This is a genomic window from Nocardia sp. NPDC049526 (genome assembly GCF_044465765.1).
Lineage (GTDB): Bacteria > Actinomycetota > Actinomycetes > Mycobacteriales > Mycobacteriaceae > Nocardia.
In genome coordinates this window covers 115,877-139,727 of record NZ_JBITMA010000016.1, presented here as the reverse complement: position 1 = coordinate 139,727, position 23,851 = coordinate 115,877, and the positions used below count along the sequence as shown (strand labels likewise).

Annotated in this window: 23 protein-coding genes; 14 read left to right on the top strand and 9 right to left on the bottom strand. The window is 67.3% G+C overall.

Features of this window, described 5'->3' with window-relative positions; translation table 11 throughout:
* Window positions 1–46 precede the first annotated feature (46 nt).
* The 8 genes from ACIBW7_RS36525 (at window position 47) to ACIBW7_RS36490 (ending at window position 9,361) form a co-directional block, all read left to right on the top strand.
* Window positions 47–1,024, top strand: a complete 978-nt coding sequence (locus ACIBW7_RS36525; RefSeq protein WP_397054535.1) for an NAD(P)H-dependent flavin oxidoreductase — start codon at window positions 47–49, stop codon at window positions 1,022–1,024.
* 29 nt (window positions 1,025–1,053) lie between these two features.
* Window positions 1,054–1,530, top strand: a complete 477-nt coding sequence (locus ACIBW7_RS36520; RefSeq protein WP_397054534.1) for a PaaI family thioesterase — start codon at window positions 1,054–1,056, stop codon at window positions 1,528–1,530.
* Between the two features lie 101 nt (window positions 1,531–1,631).
* Window positions 1,632–3,110 carry an aldehyde dehydrogenase family protein gene (locus ACIBW7_RS36515; RefSeq protein ID WP_397054532.1) on the top strand — a complete coding sequence of 493 codons (1,479 nt, stop codon included), beginning with the start codon at window positions 1,632–1,634 and terminating at the stop codon, window positions 3,108–3,110.
* On the top strand, window positions 3,020–3,997 hold the full coding sequence (locus tag ACIBW7_RS36510) for an NAD(P)-dependent oxidoreductase (protein ID WP_397054603.1): 978 nt from the start codon (window positions 3,020–3,022) through the stop codon (window positions 3,995–3,997). The genes ACIBW7_RS36515 and ACIBW7_RS36510 overlap by 91 nt, the downstream gene beginning before the upstream one ends.
* Window positions 3,990–4,817 carry an N-acyl homoserine lactonase family protein gene (locus ACIBW7_RS36505; RefSeq protein ID WP_397054530.1) on the top strand — a complete coding sequence of 276 codons (828 nt, stop codon included), beginning with the start codon at window positions 3,990–3,992 and terminating at the stop codon, window positions 4,815–4,817. The genes ACIBW7_RS36510 and ACIBW7_RS36505 overlap by 8 nt, the downstream gene beginning before the upstream one ends.
* Window positions 4,814–5,962 carry an acyl-CoA dehydrogenase family protein gene (locus ACIBW7_RS36500; RefSeq protein WP_397054528.1) on the top strand — a complete coding sequence of 383 codons (1,149 nt, stop codon included), beginning with the start codon at window positions 4,814–4,816 and terminating at the stop codon, window positions 5,960–5,962. Before ACIBW7_RS36505 ends, ACIBW7_RS36500 begins: the two co-directional genes overlap by 4 nt.
* 4 nt (window positions 5,963–5,966) lie before the next feature.
* Window positions 5,967–8,036, top strand: a complete 2,070-nt coding sequence (locus tag ACIBW7_RS36495) for an acetate--CoA ligase family protein (RefSeq protein WP_397054526.1) — start codon at window positions 5,967–5,969, stop codon at window positions 8,034–8,036.
* Window positions 8,036–9,361, top strand: coding sequence for an MmgE/PrpD family protein (locus ACIBW7_RS36490; protein WP_397054524.1), 1,326 nt, complete (start codon window positions 8,036–8,038; stop codon window positions 9,359–9,361). The genes ACIBW7_RS36495 and ACIBW7_RS36490 overlap by 1 nt, the downstream gene beginning before the upstream one ends.
* A 69-nt stretch (window positions 9,362–9,430) precedes the next feature.
* On the opposite strand, the gene ACIBW7_RS36485 is transcribed toward ACIBW7_RS36490, so the two are convergent.
* From ACIBW7_RS36485 to ACIBW7_RS36460, 6 genes are all read right to left on the bottom strand, one after another.
* Window positions 9,431–9,580 carry a hypothetical protein gene (locus tag ACIBW7_RS36485; RefSeq protein WP_397054522.1) on the bottom strand — a complete coding sequence of 50 codons (150 nt, stop codon included), beginning with the start codon at window positions 9,578–9,580 and terminating at the stop codon, window positions 9,431–9,433.
* A 127-nt stretch (window positions 9,581–9,707) separates the two neighbouring features.
* Complete coding sequence (locus tag ACIBW7_RS36480) at window positions 9,708–10,547, bottom strand: enoyl-CoA hydratase-related protein (protein WP_397054520.1); 840 nt, start codon at window positions 10,545–10,547, stop codon at window positions 9,708–9,710.
* Window positions 10,548–10,599: 52 nt separating this feature from the next.
* Window positions 10,600–11,820 (bottom strand): acyl-CoA dehydrogenase family protein, encoded by a 1,221-nt coding sequence (locus ACIBW7_RS36475; RefSeq protein ID WP_397054518.1) that lies wholly within the window; start codon window positions 11,818–11,820, stop codon window positions 10,600–10,602.
* Window positions 11,817–12,611 carry an enoyl-CoA hydratase/isomerase family protein gene (locus ACIBW7_RS36470; protein ID WP_397054516.1) on the bottom strand — a complete coding sequence of 265 codons (795 nt, stop codon included), beginning with the start codon at window positions 12,609–12,611 and terminating at the stop codon, window positions 11,817–11,819. Before ACIBW7_RS36470 ends, ACIBW7_RS36475 begins: the two co-directional genes overlap by 4 nt.
* Window positions 12,608–13,348 (bottom strand): SDR family NAD(P)-dependent oxidoreductase, encoded by a 741-nt coding sequence (locus ACIBW7_RS36465; RefSeq protein ID WP_387285387.1) that lies wholly within the window; start codon window positions 13,346–13,348, stop codon window positions 12,608–12,610. Before ACIBW7_RS36465 ends, ACIBW7_RS36470 begins: the two co-directional genes overlap by 4 nt.
* Window position 13,349: 1 nt before the next feature.
* Entirely contained in the window at window positions 13,350–14,165 is an 816-nt protein-coding gene (locus ACIBW7_RS36460) for an enoyl-CoA hydratase/isomerase family protein (RefSeq protein WP_397054514.1), read from the bottom strand.
* Between the two features lie 205 nt (window positions 14,166–14,370).
* Here ACIBW7_RS36460 and ACIBW7_RS36455 point away from each other — a divergent pair, with 205 nt between their 5' ends.
* From ACIBW7_RS36455 to ACIBW7_RS36445, 3 genes are read left to right on the top strand one after another with little or no spacing between them, the layout of a single operon-like run.
* Complete coding sequence (locus tag ACIBW7_RS36455; RefSeq protein ID WP_397054601.1) at window positions 14,371–14,817, top strand: MaoC family dehydratase; 447 nt, start codon at window positions 14,371–14,373, stop codon at window positions 14,815–14,817.
* A gap of 22 nt (window positions 14,818–14,839) precedes the next feature.
* Window positions 14,840–16,015, top strand: a complete 1,176-nt coding sequence (locus tag ACIBW7_RS36450; RefSeq protein ID WP_397054512.1) for an acetyl-CoA C-acyltransferase — start codon at window positions 14,840–14,842, stop codon at window positions 16,013–16,015.
* A gap of 34 nt (window positions 16,016–16,049) precedes the next feature.
* On the top strand, window positions 16,050–17,234 hold the full coding sequence (locus tag ACIBW7_RS36445; protein WP_397054510.1) for an acyl-CoA dehydrogenase family protein: 1,185 nt from the start codon (window positions 16,050–16,052) through the stop codon (window positions 17,232–17,234).
* 22 nt (window positions 17,235–17,256) lie between these two features.
* Here the strand turns inward: ACIBW7_RS36445 and ACIBW7_RS36440 are convergent, their stop codons facing one another.
* A complete protein-coding gene (locus ACIBW7_RS36440; protein WP_397054508.1) occupies window positions 17,257–18,480 on the bottom strand; it encodes a CaiB/BaiF CoA transferase family protein in 1,224 nt (407 codons plus the stop codon).
* Between the two features lie 203 nt (window positions 18,481–18,683).
* On the opposite strand from ACIBW7_RS36440, the gene ACIBW7_RS36435 reads away from it, so the two are divergent.
* Both ACIBW7_RS36435 and ACIBW7_RS36430 read left to right on the top strand, forming a co-directional pair.
* The gene (locus ACIBW7_RS36435; protein ID WP_397054506.1) at window positions 18,684–19,451 is read left to right on the top strand and encodes an enoyl-CoA hydratase/isomerase family protein; all 768 of its coding nucleotides are present in this window, start codon (window positions 18,684–18,686) and stop codon (window positions 19,449–19,451) included.
* A gap of 3 nt (window positions 19,452–19,454) precedes the next feature.
* The gene (locus tag ACIBW7_RS36430; protein WP_397054504.1) at window positions 19,455–20,570 is read left to right on the top strand and encodes an acyl-CoA dehydrogenase family protein; all 1,116 of its coding nucleotides are present in this window, start codon (window positions 19,455–19,457) and stop codon (window positions 20,568–20,570) included.
* Window positions 20,571–20,637: 67 nt separating this feature from the next.
* Here ACIBW7_RS36430 and ACIBW7_RS36425 read toward each other — a convergent pair whose 3' ends face one another.
* The gene (locus tag ACIBW7_RS36425) at window positions 20,638–21,825 is read right to left on the bottom strand and encodes a CaiB/BaiF CoA transferase family protein (protein ID WP_397054502.1); all 1,188 of its coding nucleotides are present in this window, start codon (window positions 21,823–21,825) and stop codon (window positions 20,638–20,640) included.
* Window positions 21,826–22,073: 248 nt separating this feature from the next.
* Between ACIBW7_RS36425 and ACIBW7_RS36420 the strand changes: the two genes are divergently transcribed.
* A complete protein-coding gene (locus tag ACIBW7_RS36420) occupies window positions 22,074–22,844 on the top strand; it encodes a FadR/GntR family transcriptional regulator (RefSeq protein ID WP_397054500.1) in 771 nt (256 codons plus the stop codon).
* A 57-nt stretch (window positions 22,845–22,901) separates the two neighbouring features.
* Here the strand turns inward: ACIBW7_RS36420 and ACIBW7_RS36415 are convergent, their stop codons facing one another.
* Window positions 22,902–23,717, bottom strand: coding sequence for an SDR family NAD(P)-dependent oxidoreductase (locus ACIBW7_RS36415; RefSeq protein WP_397054498.1), 816 nt, complete (start codon window positions 23,715–23,717; stop codon window positions 22,902–22,904).
* Between the last annotated feature and the right edge of the window lie 134 nt (window positions 23,718–23,851).

Sequence of the window (23,851 nt, the reverse complement as noted above, 5' to 3'; positions counted from 1 at the left end):
GATCCAGCAGAGCAGTCAGGCCGGTAGGCCAGGAGAGGTTAGACCGATGATTTCGAACCGTATTACCGAGCTGTTCGGTGTCGATCACCCCATCGTGCAGGGCGGTATGCAATGGGTGGGCCGCGCGGAACTCGTCGCCCCCATTGCTGAAGCCGGTGCGCTGGGCATGATCACCGCCCTCACCCAGCCGACGCCGGACGACCTCCGCAAGGAGATCGCTCGGTGTCGCGAGATGACCGACAAGCCGTTCGGCGTGAACCTCACGGTGCTGCCGTCGATCCGCCCCATGCCCCACCGCGAATACGCGGAAACGATCGTGGACTGCGGGATCAAGGTCGTGGAGACGGCCGGCTCCAATCCGGAGCCCTTCATGGACCTGTTCAACGAAGCCGGCGTCAAGGTCATCCACAAGTGCACGAGCGTGCGCCACGCGGTGAAGGCCCAGCAGGTAGGTGTCGCCGCGGTGAGCGTGGACGGCTTCGAATGCGCGGGCCATCCGGGTGAAGACGATGTGACGAACCTCGTGCTGCTCCCGGCTGCCCGGGACGCCCTCGACATTCCGATCATCGCCTCCGGCGGCATCGGCGACGGCCGCGGGCTCGCCGCGGCGCTCATGCTCGGTGCCGAAGGGGTCAACATGGGCACCAGGTTCATGTGCACCGCCGAGGCGCCCATCCATGAGAACGTCAAGCAAGCCATGGTGGATGCCACCGAACGCGACACCGACCTGATTCTGCGCACACTGAACAACACCGCCCGCGTCGCGAAGAACAGCGTCAGCCAGGACGTTGTCCGGATCCTTGTGGAGGGCGGCCAGTTCGAGGATGTCCGCGAACTCGTCGCGGGTGCGCGTGGGCGCACCGTGTACGAGACCGGTGATGTCGAGGCCGGGATCTGGACCGCGGGCCAGGTCGTCGGGCTCATCAAAGACATCCCGACCGTCCGCGACCTCGTCACCAGGATGGTTGCCGAAGCCGAGCAGTTGATCGCTCGTGCGGGCGCGATGGTCAGCGTCACGGTCTGACTCGCGACATTGTGTGGAAAGGAGTTCCCATGCCGTTGACTCCCGAAGAGATGAGCGCCCGCGACTCGTGGTTCCGGGAGCACTGGAGTCATCATGTGCCGTTCAACACCGATATCGGGCTGGAGATCACCGACTGGGAACCGGGCGCGGTCCGTGCCCGGCTGAAGTATCAGCCACGGCTTTCCGCGCACGACGGCATCTTCCACGGCGGGGTCCTGGCGACAGTGCTCGACGCGGTCGGCGGGGGAGCGGTCGCGGCGGGCCACGACTACAACCTCGGCAGCCGTTTCACCACGGTCACCATGACGGTGCAGTACCTGGGTGTCGCGCCTGGAGAACCCGAGGTCTTCGTGGAGGGCGTCTGCACCAAGCGGGGGCGCCGACTGAACTTCTCCCGGTCTTCCGTGGTCACCCGGGACGGCAGGGTTCTCGCCGAGGCGGTGCTGACCGTCAGCGCGTCGGGTGAGCGTCCGCGGGTGGGAGATCGGGAAGCGGGCCGGTCCTGACCGACCGCGCACTCCGGATAGATTAATGATATAACCAAATTCGAATCCGGAGTTTCCTCATTCGGACGATGACCGCCGCGAAAAGCGCACTGGAGCGTGAGATGACAACGACATTCCGGCCCGAGGTTGCCGATGTGCTCGGCCGAGCACGCCTCACCGAGGTACTCACCGCACATATCGGCGGTGAGTTCACCGGGCTGGGTCGCGGCGGCTGGAGCGACGTCGACGACCCGGCCACCGGCGCGGTCGTGGCCGGCTTCGAGACGAGTTCGGCGGAGGTCGTCGACGCCGCGGTGCGCAACGCGGACGAGGCTTACCGGCGGTGGCGGGGGATATCGCCCGCCGAGCGCGGCAGGCTGCTGGCCGGTGCAGCCGCCGCCATCCGCCGCGACTCCGATCTGCTGGCTCGGCTCGAATGCATCGATTCGGGCAAGCCCCTGTCCCAGGCGCGGGCCGATATCGCCGGCAGCGCACGCTATTTCGAGTACTACGCCGGGCTCGCGGACAAAATCCACGGCGAGACATTGGCGCAGGCTCCGGGCACCTTCGCGTTCACCCGCCGTGAGCCGCTGGGCGTCGTCGCCCACATCACGCCGTGGAACGCGCCGCTCACTCAGCTGGCCAGGGGCGTTGCGCCGTGCCTCGCCGCAGGTAACGCGGTGGTGGTGAAACCGTCCGAGATGACCCCGCTCACCTCGGTCTATCTTGCTCGGCTGCTTGTCGAGACCGGTCTCCCGCCCGGACTGTGCAATGTTGTCCTGGGCGCCGCGGATCCCACGGGGAAAGCGCTCACCGAGCACGAACTCGTTCGGCACATCACGTTCACCGGTTCGGTCGCCGGTGGCCGCGCGGTCGGCGAGGTGGCCGCCCGCCGGATCATCGGTGTCAACCTCGAACTAGGCGGTAAATCGCCGACGATCGTCTGTGCCGACGCGGATCTGGAGGCGGCGGCCGCGGCCGGCGCCCAGGCCGTGGTGCGCAATTCCGGCCAATCCTGCTTTGCTACCACCCGATTGCTGGTGGACCGCGCGGTACGACCGCAGTTCGTGGAACTGCTCGCCGAGCGGATGGCGGGACTGTCGGTGGGGCACGGGCTCGACGACCCGGATGTCGGCCCGCTGATCTCCGACCGGCAGCTGCAGCGGGTCGCGTCCTTCATCGAATCGGCGCGTGTGGAGGGCGCCCAGGTGGTGATCGGTGGTGACCAGCCGTCGGTCGGCGGCCGGTTCATCAATCCGACGCTCGTCCAGGACGTTACCAACGAGATGCGTATCGCCCGCGAAGAAATCTTCGGGCCGGTGCAGTCCGTGCTCGAGTTCGAGACGCTCGAAGAGGCGATCGCGATCGCCAACGACACCGAATACGGGCTTTCTGCCGGGGTTTTCACCCGCGACCTGGCGACCGCGCACCAGGTGGCCGAACGCTTGGAGGCTGGTCAGGTTCAGGTGAACCGGTACATCGGCGCCGGCGTCGAGGTGCCGTTCGGAGGATACAAGAACAGCGGGCTCGGACGAGAGAAAGGGACCGAGGCAGTGCATCACTACACCCAAGTCAAGAGCGTCATCATGGACATCGCATGAGCGGGCACGGGCCGGAGGCGGCGACGCTCGGCTTCATCGGGCTCGGCGTCATGGGGTCGCGGATGGGCGCGAACCTGATCAGGCGCAGCAACCATCCGGTCGTCGTCTACGATCCCGTGGCCGCGGCGGTGGCCGCCGCCGCGGAACTGGGCGCCCGGGCTGCCGATAGCGTCGATGAAGTCGCCCGGGCCGCCGAAATCGTTTTCCTGTCGCTGCCTTCGATCGTGCAGGTCGAATCCGTTTGTGCCGAACTCGCCGCCGTGGCGCAGCCGCCGCGGGTCATCGTGGATATGAGTACCAGCGACGTCGCGGGCACTCGGGCGCTGGCCGCGCGTCTCGCCGAGGGCGGGATCACGCTGGTCGACGCACCGGTCGCCCGGCTGCGCCAGGCCGCCGAGGACGGCACGCTGCTGATCACGGTCGGCGCGGACGCCGGGATCTTCCGCGAGCTCGAGCCCCTGCTGTCGTGTATGGGCAGCGATATTGTGCATGCCGGGACCATCGGCAACGGCCAGGTTCTCAAGATCCTGAACAACATGGTGCTGTTCCTCAACATGAACGCCTTGGCCGAGGCGCTGGCTATCGGCCGTGCGGCCGGTGTCACCCCGGACACACTGTTCTCCACGTTGAAGCTCGGCTCGGCCGACAGCTTCGCCCTGCGCCGCACCGCATCGGCCACCATGCTGGTCGACGAGTTCCCCGAGCGGGCATTCCCCGTCGACTATGCGATCAAGGATCTCGCGCTCGCGCTGAAACTCGCGCAGGAATCCGATATTCCGGCTGCCGCCGGCCTCCAGACGATGGACCTTCTGCAGCGCACCCGCGATGCCGGATACGGCGCGAACTATTACCCGGTGATGGTCAAGCTGGTCGAAGGCGATGCCTGAGCCGGTCGCCGCACCCTGGCGGCTCTGGGGCGTCCGGATGGGCCGGGGCGAACGACAGACCCGCGACAATTTCCTGGTTCCGGGCGACCGGTGCGGCCACAGCGATATCGACTTCATCGTCTGGGTGGCCGCCCGCGGCGACGACGTGGTGGTCGTCGACACCGGATTCAGCCCCGAGGCCGGTCGGCGGCGCGGTCGCGAACTCGACCTCGGCCCGGGCGAGGCGGTCGAGCTGCTCGGGTTCCGGCGCCGCGATGTTCGCGCGATTGTCCTGACCCACCTGCACTTCGACCATGCCGGTAACCTCGGCGATTTTCCGGACGCGCGGATCGTGGTGCAGGGCGCGGAAATGGCGTATGTGACCGGCTCGGCGATGCGGCACCGCCGGCTCAGCCACTTCTACGAACCCGACGATGTCGCCGAACTCGTCCGTCTGCTGTTCGCCGGGCGTGTCGATGTTGTCCGCGGTCACCACGAGGTGCTGCCCGGCATCCAGGTCGAGCTGGTGGGCGGGCACACCCGGGGTTCGCAGATCGTCACGGTCGGCACCGGCCGCGGCCGGGTGGTACTGGCCGGCGACGCCATTCACTTCGCGGAGAACCTGCACGACTCGAATCCCTTTCCGGCCATGGTCGATGTCGAGGGCGTGCTCGACGGGTTCGCCACGATAGGAAGGCTGGCCGACTCGCCGGCTCATGTGATCCCGGGCCATGACCCGAAGCTCTTCGAGCAGTATCGGCTGCTCGACCCCGATGCGGCCGGCCGCATCGCCGTACTGCACGAGCCCCCGCTCGTATCCAGCCAGGAGGATATCCAGTGATCGACGACCCGGAGGTGCTCGCCGAATTCCATACGGCCACCGAAGCATTCGCGGCCGACCAGCTCGCACCCGGAGCCCTCGCCCGTGCGCACTCGCCGGACTACGAACGCGATACCGCGCGACTGCTGGCCAAGCAGGGACTGCTCGGACTGAGCATTCCCGAAGAGCTGGGCGGTCAGGGCGCCGGTCTGCTCGCCGCGGTCACCGCTATCCAGGCCGTGGCGAGCGGCTGCCCGCGCAGCGCGGATGTGGTGCAGGCGGGCAACTTCGGTCCGATCCGCACGTTCGCCCAGTACGCCTCCGAGGGCCAGCGGGCGAAGTACCTGCCCGGACTTCTCTCCGGCGACCTGCTGATCGCACTGGGAATGAGTGAACCGGAAGCGGGTTCGGCCGCTACCGAGATGACCACCAGCGCGACGTGCAAAGGGGACGGCTGGGTTGTCAACGGCACCAAGGTTTTCTCCACCCACAGCGCCGACGCGGATGTCTATCTCGTCTACCTGCGATTCGGTCCGGGCACCGGCGGTATCGGATCCGTGCTGATCGACCGCGGCACCCCTGGCCTGACCGTCGGCCCCCCGTCGCGGTACATGAACGGCGAGCATTGGTGCCCGCTGTACTTCGAGGACTGCTTCATCCCGGACTCCCAGGTTCTGTTGGGGGAGGGCGGTTTCAAAAAGCAGATCAGCGGATTCAATGTGGAACGGCTCGGCAACAGCGCCCGCTCGATCGCGGTCGGCCGTTACGCCTTCGACCGAGCCAAGGAATACGTCCTGACCCGGGAACAGTTCGGCCGGCCGCTGGCGGAATTCCAGGGGTTGCAGTGGATGTTCGCCGATGCCGCGGTCAAGCTGGAGTCCGCTCAGCTGCTGCTGGAACGCGCCGCGCGCAACGGCGATCGCAACGGCCTGCCGACCGCTGGTGAGACCGCGATGGCCAAGCTGGCCGCGAATCAGGCCGGATTCTTCGCCGCGGACGTGGCGGTGCAGGCGATGGGCGCGACCGGATTCGGCGAGGAAACGCTCGTCGAGTACTGCTTCCGCCGCACCCGCGGCTGGATGATCGCGGGCGGTTCGGTGGAGGTACTGAAGAATCGCATCGCCGAGGACGTCTTCGGCCGCCGGTTCTCGCAGCGGGCGCGGTGACGAAATGGAACCCGACTTCTACCGGGCATTGACCGACCCGCGGACGGTCGCCATCGTCGGTGCCTCGAACACACGGGGAAAGACCACCGCCCGCCCGCTCGGCTACCTCCGGGCACAGGGCTGGGACGGCGACGTCTACCCGGTGAACCCCACCCGGGAGATGGTGCTGGGTGAGCGGGCCTGGCCCTCGCTGAGCGCGCTGCCCGCCGTCCCCGATCACGCGCTCGTCCTTACCGGAGCCGATGCCGCCGTCGCGGCGGTCCGCGAATGCGCGGCGCTCGGGGTGCCGGTCGTGACCGTGATCGCCGACGGGTTCCTCCCCACCGATGCCGACGGCAGGCGCCGACGCGCGGAACTCACCGAGATCGTCGCCGGCTCCTCGCTGCGGCTGCTCGGGCCGAGCAGCCTCGGTGTCGCGAACCTGCCTCGTCGAATGGCGTTGACCGGCAACGCGGCGTTCGCTGACGACACCCTGCCCAGTGGCGATATCTTCGTGGCCTCGCAGTCGGGCAGCGCGCTGGGCGCCCTGCTGTCGCGGGGCGCGGAGATGGGCCTCGGATTCGCGTCGATGGTCTCGACCGGGAACGAATTGGATCTCTCGCTGGGCGAGATCTGCCGCAGCGCCGTCGACGACCCACAGGTAGGCGGCTTCGCGCTGTTTCTGGAAAACCTCACCCACGCAACGGATCTCGCCGATTTCGCCCGGCTGGCCGCCGAGCGGGGCAAGCCGGTCGTCGCCTACAAGCTGGGGCGCTCGGATGCCGGTGCCCGGCTGTCGGTTTCGCACACCGGCGCGTTGGCCGGCGACGACGCCCTCGCTGAAGCGTTCCTCACCTCGCTCGGCATCGCCCGGGTACGGACATTCGATGCGCTGCTCGAATCCCAGCATCTGGCACGGCGTGTCCCGGTGTCTGCGACGCCGTCGCGGCCGCGCGTCGGTGTCGTCTCGACCACCGGCGGTGGCGGCGCGATGATCGTCGACGCCCTGGCGGACCGCGGCGCGATCCTCACGGGCCCATCCGCCGAAACCGCGGCGCGCTTGGCGGATCTCGGAGTGCATACCCACGGCGCTGCCCTGATCGATTTGACGCTGGCGGGGACGAAGTACGCCACTATCAAGGCTGTCCTCGAGGTGCTGCTCGACGCGCCGGAGTTCGACGTCGTCGTTGCCGTGCCCGGGAGTTCGGCGCGGTTCACCCCCGAGGTCAGCGTGGCGCCGATCATCGAGTGCGCCGATCGTGGCACTCCGCTGACGGCCTTTGTGGTGCCCGCCGCCCCGGAAGCGCTCGCGATGCTGCGGGCCAAGGGCGTCAGTGCCTTCCGCACCCCCGAATCGTGTGCGGATGCGATCGCGGCCGTGTTCGCGCGACGCGCGCCGGTCCGGACGGAGGTGGCCGTACCGCCCGCAGGGGTCGCGCCGAAGCCGTTGGACGAGAACGATTCCTACACTCTGCTCGAGGAGATGGGGGTGCAGGTCGCGCCGCGCGCGGTGGTGCGCCTCGACGATCTGCCCGCCGAACTGCCGATAGCCGGCCCGGTCGCGGTCAAGCTGCTCGACGCCTCGGTGGCGCACAAATCCGAACTCGGTGGTGTGGTGCTCGGCGTCACCGACGGTCCGGAACTCGCTGCGGCGGCCGGTCGGATCCGCGATACGGCCGGGCAGCGCCAAGCCGGGCTGACCGTGGATCGGGTGCTCGTACAGCAGATGACCACCGGTGTTGTCGAAGCCCTGATCGGTTTCCGGCGCGACCCGGACGTGGGTCCGGTGGTGGTGGTCGCGGCCGGTGGCGTGCTTACCGAGCTGTATCGCGACAGCAGCGTGCGCCCGGCGCCGGTCGATCCGGCCGAGGCTCGCGCGATGATCGGTGAGGTAACCGCGTTGCGCGCCGCCGACGGCTACCGCGACCTGCCGCGCGGGGACCTGGACGCGCTGGCGCACGCGGTGAGCGCGGTATCCAGGCTCGCACTGCGGAATCCGGTCGTAGCCGAGGCCGAACTCAATCCCGTCCTGGTCCGTGCCGACGGTGTGGTCGCGGTCGACGCAGTGGTCTCGGTGTACTCGCAGGAGCTGTGATGGCAGTCGACACGGTGGTGGAGGCGCTGGCTGCGCAGGCAATCGAGCATCGCAAGCGGATGGCGGAACCGGACGTCGAGCGCTGGTCGCGCCGGGCGTTCGTGGACTGGCTGGGGGTGAGCCTGGGCGGCTCCGCCGGTCTGCCGGCCCAGGCGTTGCTCGCGGGCCTGCTACCGGCAACCGGGCCCAGCCGCATCATGGGTAGCACCGAACGGGTAGCCCCCTCGGTGGCGGCGATGGTGAACGGCGCTGCGGCGCACACCCAAGAACTGGACGACATCTACGCACCCGGGCTTTATCACCCGGGCGCCCCGACGGTGGCCGCCGCCCTAGCGGAAGCCGACCGGATCGATACGAGCGTCGGACGGTTGTTGCGCGCGATCGCCATCGGTTACGAGGTCGGGTGCCGGGTCGCGGCCGATCTGGGGCCCACTCACTATGCGCACTGGCATACGACCGGCACGGCGGGTGCTCTCGGCTCCGCAGCTGCCGTGGCGGACCTGCACGATGCGGACATTCCCACGTTCGCGAACGCGCTGTCGCTCGCGGCGACGATGTGCGGCGGCCTGCAGCAGACGTTCCGCAGCGACGCCGAGGGCAAACCGATGCACGCCGGCGCCGCCGCGCAGGCCGGAGTCGTCGCCGCGGCGGCCGCGGCCGGTGGCCTGAGCGGCGCGCGCAACGTGCTGGAGGGCCCCGCCGGACTGGCCGTCGCGACCGGGACCGATACGAACTGGCAGATCTCGCGCGCGGCGTGGGACCAGGCGTCGGCCATCGAGCGCATCACCGTCAAGCCCTATCAGTGCTGCGGTCACGCCTTCGCGCCGATCGACGCGGCGCTGTCGCTGCGCGACCGCGTCCGCGGGCACATAGTGGACGAGATCGTGGTCGAGACCTACTCCGCGGCCGTTGCGGTGGCGGGTATCGCCGAACCGGTCAGTCTGGCCGAGCGGCGGTTCAGCATCGCGCACCTGGTCTCCGCCGCGCTCACCCACCACCCGGCGGAGCCGTTCGACCCCGGCATCGAACCCGACGCGATGCTGCGCGCGCTGACCCGGCGGGTCCGCCTGGTGGTGGATAGCGAGATTGATGGGCGTTTCCCGGCCCGCCGTGGAGCGCGGGTGAGCGTCTCGGTGAACGGAGAGCGGTTCAGCGCCGACGTCCCGGATCGCTCCGGCAGCCCGGAACAGCCTCTCGACGACGAGCAGTTGGCGGCGAAGTTCGTGACAGCCAGCGGTCTCGGGGCAGCACAGGCCGCGGACCTGCTCGACCGGCTGGCGGTGACGGAACCGAGCCGGCCGGTGCATACGCTCGACCTCGGCTGAACTCGCAGACGACAACGGCGTCACCCCGATCAGGTCGGGGTGACGCCGTTGTCTCCGCAGCGATGGCCGTCAGATATCGAGGGATTGTGTTGGCAGGAGCCGGGCCGTGAGATAGAGCGGAACGGCCGCCTTCTCACCCGCGCAGACTTCGAGCGCACCGTCGACGAAGCGCTCCTCCCACTCATCACCCGATAGGGCGGGCGCGACAAATGGCGCCACCCCGATCCGGTCGGTGGCGCCATTTGTCTTTTTCGGCGACTGCCAGATCTTGGCGGCGCCGTGCCCGACGGTCGCCGGGCGATTCTGCCCCGGACGCTTTCCGTGAGGTTCGTTGTTCCGCTGTGGTTCAGTCCGGCAACGGGGCCGGCACCGTCGGCGTGGCCGGGTCCCACGGCGAGAAGGCGGGCGGGCGCTTCTCCAGGTAGGAGGCGACGCCTTCCTTGAAATCGCTGTGGCCGCGCAGCGTGTCGTACCACCAGCGGATCGCCATGGTGCGGGCTTCTTCGTGGGTGGTTTCCCATGCTTCGTAGACTTGCTGCTTCATCACGCCCATCGCCACGGGAGAGCTGTTGGCGGCGAGCCCACGCGCGTACTCGAGCGTGCGCGGCATCAACTCCTCGGGCTCGAAGACCCGATCGACCAGACCGAGGTTCAGAGCTTCCTGCCCCATCACGATGCGCGAGGAGAACAGGAGGTCCAAGGCGCGGGAGGTGCCGATCTCGCGGGGCAGCGTGAAGGCCAGACCGTGCTCGGCCATGATTCCGCGCTGCGAAAAAGCACAGGTGACCTTGGCTTTCGACGACAGAAAGCGGATATCGCAGTTCATCGCGGCGATAAGACCGATACCGGCGCAGGCGCCGTTGATGGCCGCGATCACGGGCTTGCGGATCGAGCGCGGTGTGGTGATCGGTGCCCGTTTGTGCGGCTCCGTGGTCAGGGCCGGGTCGGCGGTCTGAGCGGCCAGTGCCGAGGTATCCATGCCCGGGCAGAAGCTGCGGCCGGCGCCGGTGACCACGATGACCCGGACCTCGGGGTCGTTTTCGCATTCGTGCAGCAGCCGGTAGTACTCCAGCTCCATGGGGACAGACCACGAGTTGTTGCGGTCGGGGCGGTTGAAGCTCAGGATCGCGACGCCGTCGGTGTCCTCGCGCAGTACGGGTCGGTCCGAAGTACTGGAATCGGTCATGAGTGCCTCCTGGCGGATCCGGTGCGATCGAACGGGGCGCACCGATCGGAAATTATTGCGGGCGGGGTTCTTTGGGCAGGCCGAGCACCGACTCGGCGAGGATGTTGCGCTGCACCTGAGAGGTGCCGGCGTAGATGGTGCCGGAGATCGCCGCCATCCAGGTCTCGGTCCAGGACGCCGAGGAATTCGGTGCGCCGGGATCGTCGGCCCGATAGTGCCGGATCGGTGCGCGGCCGGTCGGCGCGAGCGCGTCCGCTCCGAGCAGACTCACCGCCAGATCCGTGGTCTCGCGGTGATGCTCGCTCCAGTAGAGCTTCGAGATCGAGGCGTCGCGGCCCGGCGCTTCGCCTTTGAGCCAGCCGGTGAGTGTCCGCAGCCCGAGATAGCGCATGATCTCGACCCGGGTATAGGCGCGGGCCAACTGGTCTCGGACCAGTTCGTCGGACGCGACGCCGCGTTCGCGGGCAAGGTCGATGAGCCGGTCGACCTCGGCGCGGAAGGAGATCGGGTTGGTGGCCGCCTCGTCCCCGCGCTCGAGGCCAAGCAGCGCCATGGCCGCTTTCCAGCCTTGTTCCGGGCCGATCACGACATTCGCTTCGGCCGTGCGGGCCCCGTCGAAGAACACCTCGTTGAAGTTGCTTCCGCCGGTCATCATCGTGATCGGCCGGATCGTGATGCCGGGCTGATCCATCGGGACCAGCAGCATGGTGATACCCCGGTGCCGGGGCGCTTCGGGGTCGGTCCGCACGAGCAGGAAGATCCAGTTCGCGCTGCGCGCGTCGGAGGTCCAGATCTTCTGGCCGTCGATAATCCATTCGCCGTCGACCAAGCGCGCCCGGGTGCGCAGACCCGCCAGATCCGATCCGGCGCCCGGCTCGGAGAAGCCCTGGCACCAGGTGTCCTCGCCGCGCACGATCCGCGGCAGGAAATGCTGCTTCTGCTCGTCGGTGCCGTAGCGCAGCAGCAGATTGCCGATCATCTTGATCGAGAAATTGTCGTTGAGACCATAGGGCGGGACACCCGCCTTCGCGAACTCCTCGGCCAGGACCACTCGCCCGAGTTTGCTCAACCCCGCGCCGCCGTATTCGGTCGGCCAGCTGGGCGCGATATACCCGGTCTCGGCGAGCTTGCCGCGCCACCAGGCAGTGAACCGGCGGGATTCGTCGCTGTCGAGAGCGCCCAGGCCCGCCCAGCCAGGCGGGAGTTCGCGGGCGAGGAATTCGCGGACTTCCGCGCGCAGTTTCTCGGCCTCGTGAGGGTAGTCGATATTCATCGGCGCTCCGCAGTGAATCGGGGGGACCGCTTCTCGACGAAGGCGCGGAATCCCTCGCGGCCGTCCGCGCTGTCGTGCAGGTCGGTGGCCACGGCCCGCTCCCGGACGATACCGGCAGCGACGGTGCCGGTCGCGGTCTCGCGGAGCAGGGATTTGGTCATCTGCGGGACCAGGGCCGCCCCGGCCGCGAGTTCATCGGCGAGCGCCCGTGCGTCGGACAACACCGACTCCGGCGAGTTGCTGAGATGATTCGCGAGACCGAGTTCGTAAGCGCGGGTTCCGGTGATCGTCCGGCCGAGCATGATCATCTCCATGGCGATACCGCGCGGGAGCAGTCGTGGCAGCCGCTGGGTTCCGCCCGCGCCCGGCAACACACCGAGTTTGGCCTCGGGCAGCGCGAGCTTCCCGGATCCGTACACCACTCGCAGGTCGCAAGCCAGCGCGAGTTCGAGTCCGCCACCCATGGCGGCGCCGTCGATCGCGGCGACGAAGGGCAGTGGGCTCGCTTCGATCAGCTCGAGGGCGTCGGTGAACGTGTGGATGAACTGCTCGAACTGGTCACGATGGCCGAATCCGGCGATCTCGTCGATATCGGCTCCGGCCGAGAACGCGCGCCCGGCGCCGTGCACAACGACCGCCCGCACCCGGGGATCGCCCTCCACTTCGCGGACGGCCGCGGCGAGCGCGATGCAGGTCGAGGTGCCGATCGGGTTGAGCCGCGCGGCCCCGTCGAGGGTCAGGGTCGCGACGCTGCCGCCGCGCTCGACCGTGACGCTGGTGGCCGCGCTCATGCCATCGTGAGGCCGCCGCTGACGGACAGCGTCTGGCCGGTGATGTAGGCGGCGCCTTCGCTTGCGAAGAAGACGACGGCGGGGGCGACATCGTCGGGCTGCCCGATGCGCTTCATCGGAACCGCCCGGCGCGTCGCCTCGAACATCTTCTCGCTGTAGTCGGCGACCTGTTGGAGCAGTGCGGTATCGGTCGGTCCGGGACACACCGTATTCACGGTGATGCCCTTGGTCGCCACTTCCCGGGCCAAGGCCTTGCCGAAGGAAATGACCGCGCCCTTCGTGCCCGAGTAGACGACTTCACCGGACGATCCGACCCGACCGGCGTCGGAGGAGATGTTGATGATCCGCCCGGACCGGCGCTCGATCATGCCGTCGAGTACGGCGCGGGTGACGGTGACGGTGCCCAGATAGTTGACCGACACGATCTTCTTCCAGGTGTCCTCGGTGGACTGGACGAACGGTTCGATCTTGTCGATGCCCGCGTTGTTCACCAGGACGTCGATCGGGCCGAGATCGGCTTCCGTTGTCGCGACCGCGGCCGCCACAGCGGAACTGTCGGTGATATCGACCCCGACCCCGATGCTGCGTGTGGGCAGCGTGGTCGCGAGTTCGGCCGCCGCCGCCTTATCGAGATCGCAGGCGGCGATCGAGTATCCGGCCTCGGCCAGGTGGCGGGCGATGGCGCCGCCGATCCCGCCGCACGCGCCGGTCACCAGCGCGACTTTGATGGTTCCCATATCAGTTCATCTCCTGTGCAGGCTCCGTCACGAACTGCGGTGCCCGCTTCTCGCGGTGCGAGGCCAGGCCTTCGCGCACCTCGGGACCGCCGAATCCGATGAACTCCATGCCGAGCGACGCCTCGAACGCTGGGATCGCCGAGCGGTACCAGTGATTGAGGCTGTGTTTGGTCCACTGGACCGCGGTGGGCGCGCCCTGAGCCAGCCGGGTCGCGATGTCCTCGGCCTTGGTGATCACCTCGTCGTCATCGACGCAGAGTGAAACCAGGCCGATGCGCTCGGCCTCCTCGCCGCTCAGCGGATCGCAGGTGAGCAGGTAGTACTTGGCCTTGGCCATGCCCATCATCAGCGGCCAGCAGATGGCGGCATGATCGCCGGCGGCGACGCCGAGGCGGGTGTGACCGTCGATGATCTTGGCCTTCTTGCCCGCTACCGAGACGTCGGCCAGCATGCCCACCACCAGGCCCGCGCCGACGGCGGGGCCGCGGATGCCCGAGACCACCGGCTTGTCGAACGCGACGAGGTTCAGCACGAGATCGCGCGCCTCGCGCATGGTTTGCAGCCGGGTGTCGTAGTCGTTGGTCATATGCTCGATGTGGTCGAAATTGCCACCCGAGGAGAAGGCCTTTCCGGCGCCGTAGATCAGGACCGAACGCACTTCCGGATCCTGTCCGAGAATCGGCCAGATGTCGGCGAGGTCGCGGTGCATCCGAGGGGTTACCGAGTTGAGCGCCGGTCCGTCCAGGATCAGGTGCATCACTCCGTGCTTGCCGAGTTCGAGTCTGAGGCTGGGGAAATCGGCGTATCGCTCGCCCATGGAAACTTCCTTCGGTCGACCTGGGGCTCCTCGCCGGTCGCATCCGACCGCCCGAGCGCCCTGGTGTTCGCTTATCTTGGGACTATATAGTTCTATCATTGAAATAGTAAGGCTGTTAGTGACGCCTGCCCCTGCTCCGGGTGCCGGCCCCGGCGAGAGGAAGTACTTCGTGACCGAGCACAACACCGATGATGCGGGCGGGCCCTTGGTCTTCACCGATCTCGAACAGATTCGGGATTCGGTGGGCAAACACCTCGGTCACAGTGCGTGGTTGACGATCGAACAGTCACGAATCGACCAGTTCGCCGAGGCCACCGGTGACCACCAGTGGATTCACGTCGACGCCGAGCGCGCCGCGACGGGCCCGTTCGGGGCGACGATCGCGCACGGTTGGCTCAGTGCTTCCTTGCTACCCGTGTTGACCAGCCAAATCTATCGTGTGCAGGCCAAGATGGCGATCAACTACGGCGTCAACCGGCTGCGCTTCGTCTCGCCGGTGAAGGTCGGCTCGGAAGTTCGCGCTTCCTCGACCCTCGTCGAGGTCACCGAGCACGGTCCGGCTGTGCAACTCACCGTGCAGACCGAGGTCGAAATCGCCGGTGGCGACAAGCCGGCGCTGGTCGTCGAGTCGCTCGGCCGCTACTACCTGTGATCACCAGTTCATGAGGAGACATATGTCCGACGTGATGATCGTCGAAGCCGTCCGGTCCGCGGTCGGCAAGAAACGCGGTGGCCTCGCCCACTACCCGGCACCGGATTTGTTCAGCGATATTCTCGCGGCGACCGTGGAACGGGCCGGGATCGATTCGGCCGTTGTCGGCCAGGTGGCCGGTGGCTGCGTGAGCCAGGTCGGCCAGCAGTCCGGCAATGTGACCCGCAGCGCCTGGCTGGCCGCGGGGCTCGACGAGCGGACCGCGGCGTTCACCGTGCACACCCAGTGCGGCTCGTCGCAGCAGGCGTTCACGCTCGCCTACGGGCTCGTCGCCGGCGGTGTCACCGATGTCGCGATCGCCGGTGGTGTGGAGTCGATGAACCAGGTGCCGATGACCGCGTCGGTGCTGCCCGAACTGGGGCGTTCGAAGACCGAGCGCTATGAACAGCACTACGAGATCACCACTCAGTTCGAGGCGGCCGAGCGGATCGCCGAGAAGTGGGGACTGTCTCGCTCCCAGCTCGAGCAGTTCGCTGTGACCTCACAGGAACGAGCGGCACGTGCGATCGCCGAACAGCGCTTCGCCTCGCAGATCGTCCCCGTGACGGCACCGGTGGTGGACGAGACCGGCGCGGTCACCGGAACGCGGATCATCGCGGTGGACGAGGGCCCGCGGCCCACCACCGCGGAAACCCTCGCCGGACTGCGGCTCAACCTGCCGGACCGGTCCGGTGCCCAGCACACGGCAGGCACGTCGTCCCAGATTTCCGACGGGGCGTCGGCGTTGTTGCTGATGACCGAGGCGCGGGCCGGGGAACTCGGCGTGCGCCCGCGGGCCCGGGTGGTCGACACCCTTCTGATCGGCAACGACCCGGTGATGATGCTGACCGGGCCGATCCCCGCCACTCAGGCACTGCTGGAGCGCACCGGACTGACTCTCGAGGATATGGACGTCGTCGAGATCAACGAGGCGTTCGCGTCGGTCGTCCTGGCGTGGGCGCACGAGACCAAGGCCGATATGAGCCGCGTCAATATCAACGGCGGAGCCATCGCGCTCGGACATCCGCTCGGAGCCACCGGTGGGGTACTGCTGACCAAGGCGCTGAACGAACTCGAGCGCGTCGGCGGGCGCTACGCCCTGGTCACGATGTGCGTCGGCGGCGGCATGGGCACCGGCACGATCATCGAGCGACTGTAGGGCCGCTCACCCCACCGACTGGAGGACCCTCACAGTGGATTTGACACTCACCCCGGAACTCGCGGACTTCCAGCAGGAGGTGCGCACCTGGTTCGACGAGCACGTCGTCGGCGAGTTCGCCCGGCATCGCGGTGTCGGGGTCTCATGGGACGCCGAAGCGTTCGACGTGCGGCTGGCATGGGATCGAGAACTCGCCGCCGGCGGCTGGTTGTGCATGGGCTGGCCGCAGGAGTACGGCGGCCGTAACGCCTCCGTCGACGAGCAGCTCATCTACCAACTCGAATACGCGCGGGCCGATCCGCCGTTCCGCGCCACGACGCAGGGGCAGGACCTCTTCGGGCCGACCTTGCTGGCGTTCGGCACCCGGGAGCAGAAGGCCCGCTTCCTGCCGCCGATCACTCGGGTCGAGGAACTGTGGGGGCAGGGGTTCAGCGAGCCGGGCAACGGATCCGATCTCGCCGGTCTGCGCACCCGGGCCCGGCGCGACGGTGACCGATGGGTCATCGACGGTCAGAAGGTCTGGACGTCGCACGGAGGATTCGCCGACTGGCTCTACGTGTTGTGCCGCACCGATCCGGACGCCCCGCGTCACCGCGGTATCTCCATGCTGCTCGTACCCGCCGACCAGCCGGGTGTCGAAATCCGTCCGATCCGCAACATGCTCGGTGGTGACGACTTCTGCGAGGTGTTCTTCAATGGGGCCACCACCTCCCAGGACCTTGTCGTCGGCGAGGTGAATCAGGGGTGGGGTGTGGCGATGGGTGCCCTCGGCACCGAGCGTGGCACCACGCTGCTCGGCGACCACTTGCGGATCCAGCACGAGGTCGACGCGATGATCGAAGCGGCCCGGTCGCACGGTCGCACTCCGAGCGCCGCGCTGCGCCGCGACCTGGTCCGGGCCTGGACCGAGGCACGCATCATGGAATGGAACGGTCGGCGGCTGATGACGGCCATCAAGGGCCGCGGTATCGACGCCACCGTGCAGGCATCCCTGAGCAAAGTGTTCGCGAGCGGCGCTCATATCCGCATGGGGGAGACCGCCATGCGTGCGCTCGACGTGGCCGCCGAAGTCGTCGGTGACGAGTACCAGCTCAACCGGCTACAACAGGTGTTCCTCGGCAGTCGGTCGGAGACGATCTTCGGTGGGACCACCCAGATCCAGCTGAACGTGCTTGCCGAACGCACCCTCGGCTTGCCGCGGGAGCCGCGCCCGGCGTGAGCCGGGCACGGACCGGGACCGGTCAGATCACCCCGTCCGCGGCAAGGGCGGCGATCTTCTCGGCGTCGTAGCCGAGCAGACCACCCAGCACCGCGTCCCGGTCCGCGCCCAGCGAGGGCGGCGCGGTGTATTCCGCGACCGGAGTGCCCGACATCCTGATCGGATATCGCAGGCCCGGAATCGGTCCCTTCTGCGCATGCTGCATGGTGATCTGCAGCTCGCGGGAGCGGACGTGGGGGTCCGCCAGCGCCTCGGCGATATCGTTGACCGGGCCGACCGGGACATCGACGGCTTCCAGTTCGGCGAGCCAGTGCGCGGCGGGCTTGCTCCGGAAGATCTTCTCCAGAATCTCCAGCAGCTCGAGCCGGTGGCCGATCCGCGCGGCGATCGAGTCGAACCGGGGATCCGAGGTGAGTTCCGGGTGCCCGAGGGCACCACACGCGCGACCGAACTGGTCATTGGAAGAAGCCACCAGGAAGATCATCCGGTCGTCGGCACAGCGAAATGCCTGCGAAGGGATTCCGCCGAACCCGCCGTTGCCGCGGCGTTCGGGAACTGTTCCGGAGACAAGGTAGTTCTCGACGTAGTGGGACATGCTCGCGATCCCGCAGTCGAGCAGCGAGACGTCGAGATGCTGTCCCTCACCGGTGCGGTCGCGGTAGCGCAGACCGGCCAGGATCGCCGACGATGTGTAGAGGCCGGTGAGGATGTCCACCAGCGACAAGCCGGACTTCATCGGCCCGGCGCCCGGTTGCCCGTCAGGCACTCCCGAGACGCTCATCATCCCGCTGACCGCCTGGAAAATACCGTCGTAGCCCGGCCGGGAGCGGTATGGACCGTCTTGCCCGAATCCGGTCACCGAACACATCACGACATGCGGGAACTGGGTGTGCACGTCCTGCCAGCCGAGGCCGTACTTGTCGAGTACGCCGGGGCGGAAGTTCTCCACCACCACATCGGAGCACGAGATCAGCTTGTGCAGGATTTCCTGTCCGCGGGCGGTTGTGAAATCGACCGTCACCGACCGCTTGTTGCGGTTACAGCTGAGAAAGAAGGCCGCCATTCCGGCGTTCGCGTCCTCGCCCAGGAAGGGTGGACCGTACTCGCGCGCGTCGTCGCCGCGCCCCGGTTGCTCGATCTTGATCACGTCGGCACCCAGATCTGCCAGCTGTTGCGTCGCGAACGGCGCGGCAAGAATTCTGCTCAGGTCCAATACTCTGACGCCGTCGAGTGCCTTCGGTGACATCGTCGCTACCTCTTTCCGATCGGGCCGGGCCGGTCGCTCCGGGTCCTGGGGTGTGCTCGTGTTCGCACATCGCCGGGCGATTGTGACAACATGAACGGGTTTAGGTATAAATAGTTGTATCTTTCTACTGTTCGGATCGTCAATGTCACTGTTGGGACGTGGAGACCCGAATTCGGCAACCAACTCGCACGAGGAGTGTGAACATGACAGACGAGCCCGTACTCGTCGCCACGGACGGTCCCGTCAGGGTCATCACCTTCAACCGTCCCGACGCACGCAACGCCTTCAGTTCGGACATGCACCTGGCTCTGCTGGCGGCGCTGCGCGCAGTGTGCGCCGACCCGGATGCGCGCGCGATTGTTCTGACGGGGGCCGGCCGCGCGTTCAGCGCTGGCGGCGATATCGAGGACTTCGCGGTCCTGGCAGATGATCTCGCCCTTCGCCGGGCCCGGCTGCGTGAGGGCCGGCAGCTCTTCGAGGATCTGCTCAACGTGCATCTGCCCGTGGTGGCCGCGGTGAACGGGCCCGCGGTGGGGTTGGGCTGCACCCTGGCCGCTGCGTGCGACATCGTGCACATCGCCGATTCGACGTATATGGCCGATCCGCATGTACAGGTGGCTTTGGTAGCCGGTGACGGCGGGGCGGTCGCGATGCCGCTGAGCATCGGCCTGCTTCGGGCCAAGCGCTACCTGCTGACCGGCGAGCGTATTCCTGCTGCCGAGGCCGTGGCCTTGGGACTCGCGACCTACGCCGACCCCGCAGATCAGCTGTTCGAGAACGCGATGGCCAGTGCCCGCGGACTCGCGGACCTGCCCCCGCAGGCGGTCCAGGACACCAAAATGGTCCTCAATCAGCACCTGCGGCAAGCCTCGGTCTCGATGTTGGGATACGGCCTAGCCGCTGAAAGCCAGTCACACGACACCGCCGACTACCGCTCGGTCCCGGACAAGTTTTCCGCCCGGAAGGGGTGAATCGTGGTGGAGTTCGCACTCAACGACGAACAGACCACGCTGCAGGAAGTAGTGCGGGAGTTCTTGACCGAACGAGCCGGTGAGCAAGCCGTCCGAGCCCGAATGGCCGAGCCCGCCGGCTTCGACCGGCAATTGTGGAAGCAGATGGGCGCGGAAATCGGGTTGCAAGGCATTGCCATCCCGGAGGAGTACGGCGGCGCCGGCTTCACCTTCGTCGAACTCGGGATCGCGCTCGAGGAACTCGGCCGGGCACTGACGGTGTCCCCATTCCTGGCTTCCGGCGTCATGGCCGCGCAGCTGCTGCTGGCGCTCGATGACGAGGCGGCCTGTGCGCGGTGGTTGCCGGGTATCGCAAGCGGGGATCTGGTGGCCACTGTGGCGCTGGCCGAGGATGAGGGCTCGTGGCAGCCGGATGCGGTAACCCTGGCCGCGCGGTCCGTGGAAGACGGCTGGCGGCTCGACGGACACAAGTCCTATGTCGTCGACGGCGCCGGTGCAGACCTGGTTCTGGTCGTAGCGCGTGCACGCGGCGAACTGGGTGTATTCGCGGTCGAAGCGACCGCGCCCGGGCTCGAGCGGACGCCGCTGCCCACGATGGATCAAACCCGCAAACTGGCCCGGCTGACCTTCTCCGACACCCCCGCCGAGCGGCTGGCCGGGTCCGATCCGACGTCTGCGGTCGTCCGAATGCTCGACCTGACATCAATCGCGCTCGCCGCCGATGCGCTCGGTGGCACCGGGCGGGTGCTCGATATGGCAGTGGAGTACGCCAAGGTACGCGAGCAGTTCGGCCGGCCGATCGGGTCGTTTCAGGCGATCAAGCACATGTGTGCCTCGATGTTGGTCGAACTCGAGTCGTCGCGGTCTGCGGTGTATTACGCGCTGTGGGCCGCCGCTACCGGGCAGGCCGATGTGCCCGTGGTGGCCCCGATGGTCAAGGCGCACTGCGTCGATGCCTATCTGCAGGCGGCGGGCGACAACATCCAGATCCACGGTGGGATCGGGTTCACCTGGGAACATCCGGCACACCTCTATTTGAAGCGGGCGAAAAGCTCTCAGGCTCTGCTCGGCGGCTCCGATTTTCACCGGCAGTTGCTCGCCGACCGACTCGGTATCTGAGCGAAACGCCTCGGGCCCGGTCGCCACATCGCGACCGGGCCCGAGGCGTTTGCGCCGAATGTGGCTCTCAAGCGGGTGACTCGACCACCACGCCCGAGTCGATCAGTGTGCCGACCCGCTCGGCGGCGATGCCCCAGTCGAGCAGTACTTCCCGCGAGTGGGCACCGGGAACTGCGGGTGGTCGGGCAATGGTGGCAGGCGTGGCGCCCAGCCGTGGTGCCGGCGCCGGCTGGACCACGCCGAATTCCTCGACGAAGGTGTGTCGGGCCAGGTTGTGCGGATGTTGCCTCGCTTCGGCGAAGTTGAGGACGGGGGTGACGCATGCGTCGGTCCCGTCGAACAATGTTGTCCAGTGCTCGCGGGGTTTCGTGCGGAAGATTCCTGCGAACAGTTCCTTCAGCTCATCCCAGTGGGTCGGATCCTCACGATCGGGCAGCTCGTCGAGCGACAATCCCAGCAGATCGACCATGGTCGCGTAGAACTGTGGTTCGATCGGAGCGACCGCGAGGTATTTCCCGTCCGCGGCCTCGTATATCGCATAGTAGGGGGCGCCCCCATCGCAGAAGTTTGTGCCGGGTTGATCCAGATTCCAGCGCCCCTGCGCCGTCATCGAATAGATCAGCGTCGTCAGCGAAGCCACGCCGTCGACCATGGCCGCGTCGATGACCTGGCCGGATCCGGAACGCTGTGCCTCGTGCAGTGCGCTGACGATACCGAAAGCCATCATGAGCCCGCCGCCGCCGAAATCGGCAATGAACCCTGGGGGTGAGGGGGGAGGAGAGTCGGCCGAGTGCTGCAGCAGTGTCAGGGCCCCGGTGAGCCCGAGGTAGTTGAGGTCGTGTCCGGCCATCCGGCTGAATGGTCCGTCCTGACCCCAGCCCGTCATCCGGGCGTAGACGAGTCGCGGGTTGTGACTGTGGCAGGTGTCGGGGCCGAAGCCGAGGCGCTCGGCGACACCGGGCCGGAACCCCTCGATGAGGACATCGGCGACGCCGACCAGGTCCAGCAGCGTTGCCAGACCCTCGGCCTGTTTCGTATCGATCGCCACGGAGCGTCGTCCACGGGCCAGCGCATAGACCTCCGGCCGGCCGGACACCGGTCCCGGGCGGTCCACCCGGACCACGTCGGCTCCCATATCGGAGAGCAGCATCGCAGCATACGGGCCGGGGCCCAGACCGGCGATCTCGATTACCTTGACTCCCCGGAGCGGGCCGTGCCGGGCAGCGGTCCCGCGGTCGCTGTCAGTAGCTGTCATGGAGGTCCAACCGAGGACTTGATAGATAAATCATTAACCTATTATTGCAAGGGTATTGCCAGCTGAGCAAGCCTGGGATGTTCCCTCGGGGCCTGCGAAATTCACGGTGACGGCCCAGTGGCCGTGTCGTTCGTGACACACCGGCGTCGGTCAGGCGGGGCGTCGGTGCGCTATACGGTATAGTTAAATAACTAGATGAGCGTGCGACGAAGCACAATCGACTGCGACAGAGAACCGAGAGGAAGGCAGTGACTCAGCTCGATACGGTGTCCGTCGAAAGGCTTCAGCCGCCCCGCTTGCCCAAGACTGCGGAACTGATCGCCGACCAGCTTCGTCGGCAGATCATCCGCGGCGACCTCGCCGAGGGGGCGGCCCTGCCGTCGGAGGCCGAACTTCTGGAACGGTTCAATGTATCCCGGCCGACACTGCGCGAAGCTTTCCGGGTGCTCGAGTCCGAATCGCTGATCACTGTGCGTCGCGGTGCCCATGGCGGTGCCCGAGTACAGGTGCCGAATATCGACGTGGCCGCTCGATATGCCGGCTTCGTGCTCGAGTTCCGCGGAACGACGCTGGCTGATGTATATGAGGCGCGGATTTTGATCGAACCGCCCATCATCGGCCTGCTGGCGGCGCGCCGGACCCCCGCGGATGTCGAGCGGTTGCGGGCCGCGCTCGTCGAACACGACGCCGCAGCTGATAGTCCCCTGCTGGCGATCAGGACGCATACCGCGTTCCACGCCCTATTGGTCGAGCTGACCGGCAACCAGACCCTGCGAGTCCTGACCGGCATGGTTCAGCACATCATCGACCGGGCCAATATCGACTGGGTGGAGGCGAAGGTCGCGAAGGCCGAAGAGACGGGTATCGGCCTGGGACTCAAGGCCCACCATCGGGTAGTCGATCTCATCGAAGCAGGTGTGGAGTCCGGCGCCGAGGAGGTGTGGCGCAAACACCTGACCGAAGCGCGCGACTACCTCTTGCGTCCGGACGTCACCACGGTGCTCGATCTGATGGGCTGATTCCGCCGAAATTCTCGCCATGGCCGACCGGTGCTGATTGCGCCGGTCGGCCTGCTGCTATGAGGTGAGGCGGCCGAGCATGCCGAGGCCGGTTGCGGTGGTGGTGCCGGCATCGACGGGCAGAACTGTGCCGGTGATCCATCGGGATTCGGGGCTGGCCAGGAACAGTGCCGCCCAGGCGAGGTCCCATGCGTCCCCTTCGGTGCCGAGCAGATTCGCTTTGCGGCGCACATCCCGTACACCGGTGTCACTGCCCTGGTCGCCCATGGGTGGGTAGAGGTGGCCGGGCACCAGGCAGTTGACCCGGATGCCGTCCGGTCCCCAGCGGTATGCGTAGTCGGTGGTCATCGACAACACCGCGCCTTTGCTCGCCGCGTATGCGCCCCCGCCGAATCCGCGCAGCGCCGCGATCGAGGAAACGTTGATGACCGAGGCCATCGAGCTTTTCGCCAGATAACGGTGTGCGGCCTCGCTGACCAGCGCGGTGCCCTTGGCGTTTACCGCGAACACTCGGTCCCACTCGCCGACGGCAATGCCGGTGTTGTTCATGACCACGTCGATGCGGCCGGTTTCTGCGGTGAACCGCTCCACCGCCCTATGTACCGCATTCTCGTCGGTGATGTCGGCGGTCAATGCGATGGCCGTTCCACCCTGGCGTGTGATCAGGTCACAGGTGGCCGCGGCACGCCCGGGCGAGGCGTCCAGCACGCCGGTCACCGCGCCCTGCGCAGCGAACAACGAGGCGCTGGCAGCACCGGTGCCGAGGAAGTCCCCTGAGCTTCCGGCGCCGGCGACCAGCGCGGCCATACCGGCCAATCGGGTGCCCCGGCCGTCGGCAAAGCCGCCCGGTTCGGGGACGGTCGCGGTGTCCAAGGGGCTTCCTTCCTTGCGTAATCCAACAGGTATCTCATTCAGGTCTTTGCCGGAGGAGGGGCGTCCCTGCGTGGGATCCGGTCGAATTGCTGCTGGACAGTCGGAACTGCGATTGGTAATCATATAGATGATTA

Coding starts and splice junctions, on each gene's coding strand:
- ACIBW7_RS36525 (WP_397054535.1), top strand. CDS start 47: ATGATTTCGAACCGTATTACCGAGCTGTTCGGTGTCGATCACCCCATC.
- ACIBW7_RS36520 (WP_397054534.1), top strand. CDS start 1,054: ATGCCGTTGACTCCCGAAGAGATGAGCGCCCGCGACTCGTGGTTCCGG.
- ACIBW7_RS36515 (WP_397054532.1), top strand. CDS start 1,632: ATGACAACGACATTCCGGCCCGAGGTTGCCGATGTGCTCGGCCGAGCA.
- ACIBW7_RS36505 (WP_397054530.1), top strand. CDS start 3,990: ATGCCTGAGCCGGTCGCCGCACCCTGGCGGCTCTGGGGCGTCCGGATG.
- ACIBW7_RS36495 (WP_397054526.1), top strand. CDS start 5,967: ATGGAACCCGACTTCTACCGGGCATTGACCGACCCGCGGACGGTCGCC.
- ACIBW7_RS36490 (WP_397054524.1), top strand. CDS start 8,036: ATGGCAGTCGACACGGTGGTGGAGGCGCTGGCTGCGCAGGCAATCGAG.
- ACIBW7_RS36480 (WP_397054520.1), bottom strand. CDS start 10,547: ATGACCGATTCCAGTACTTCGGACCGACCCGTACTGCGCGAGGACACC.
- ACIBW7_RS36475 (WP_397054518.1), bottom strand. CDS start 11,820: ATGAATATCGACTACCCTCACGAGGCCGAGAAACTGCGCGCGGAAGTC.
- ACIBW7_RS36470 (WP_397054516.1), bottom strand. CDS start 12,611: ATGAGCGCGGCCACCAGCGTCACGGTCGAGCGCGGCGGCAGCGTCGCG.
- ACIBW7_RS36465 (WP_387285387.1), bottom strand. CDS start 13,348: ATGGGAACCATCAAAGTCGCGCTGGTGACCGGCGCGTGCGGCGGGATC.
- ACIBW7_RS36460 (WP_397054514.1), bottom strand. CDS start 14,165: ATGGGCGAGCGATACGCCGATTTCCCCAGCCTCAGACTCGAACTCGGC.
- ACIBW7_RS36450 (WP_397054512.1), top strand. CDS start 14,840: ATGTCCGACGTGATGATCGTCGAAGCCGTCCGGTCCGCGGTCGGCAAG.
- ACIBW7_RS36440 (WP_397054508.1), bottom strand. CDS start 18,480: ATGTCACCGAAGGCACTCGACGGCGTCAGAGTATTGGACCTGAGCAGA.
- ACIBW7_RS36435 (WP_397054506.1), top strand. CDS start 18,684: ATGACAGACGAGCCCGTACTCGTCGCCACGGACGGTCCCGTCAGGGTC.
- ACIBW7_RS36425 (WP_397054502.1), bottom strand. CDS start 21,825: ATGACAGCTACTGACAGCGACCGCGGGACCGCTGCCCGGCACGGCCCG.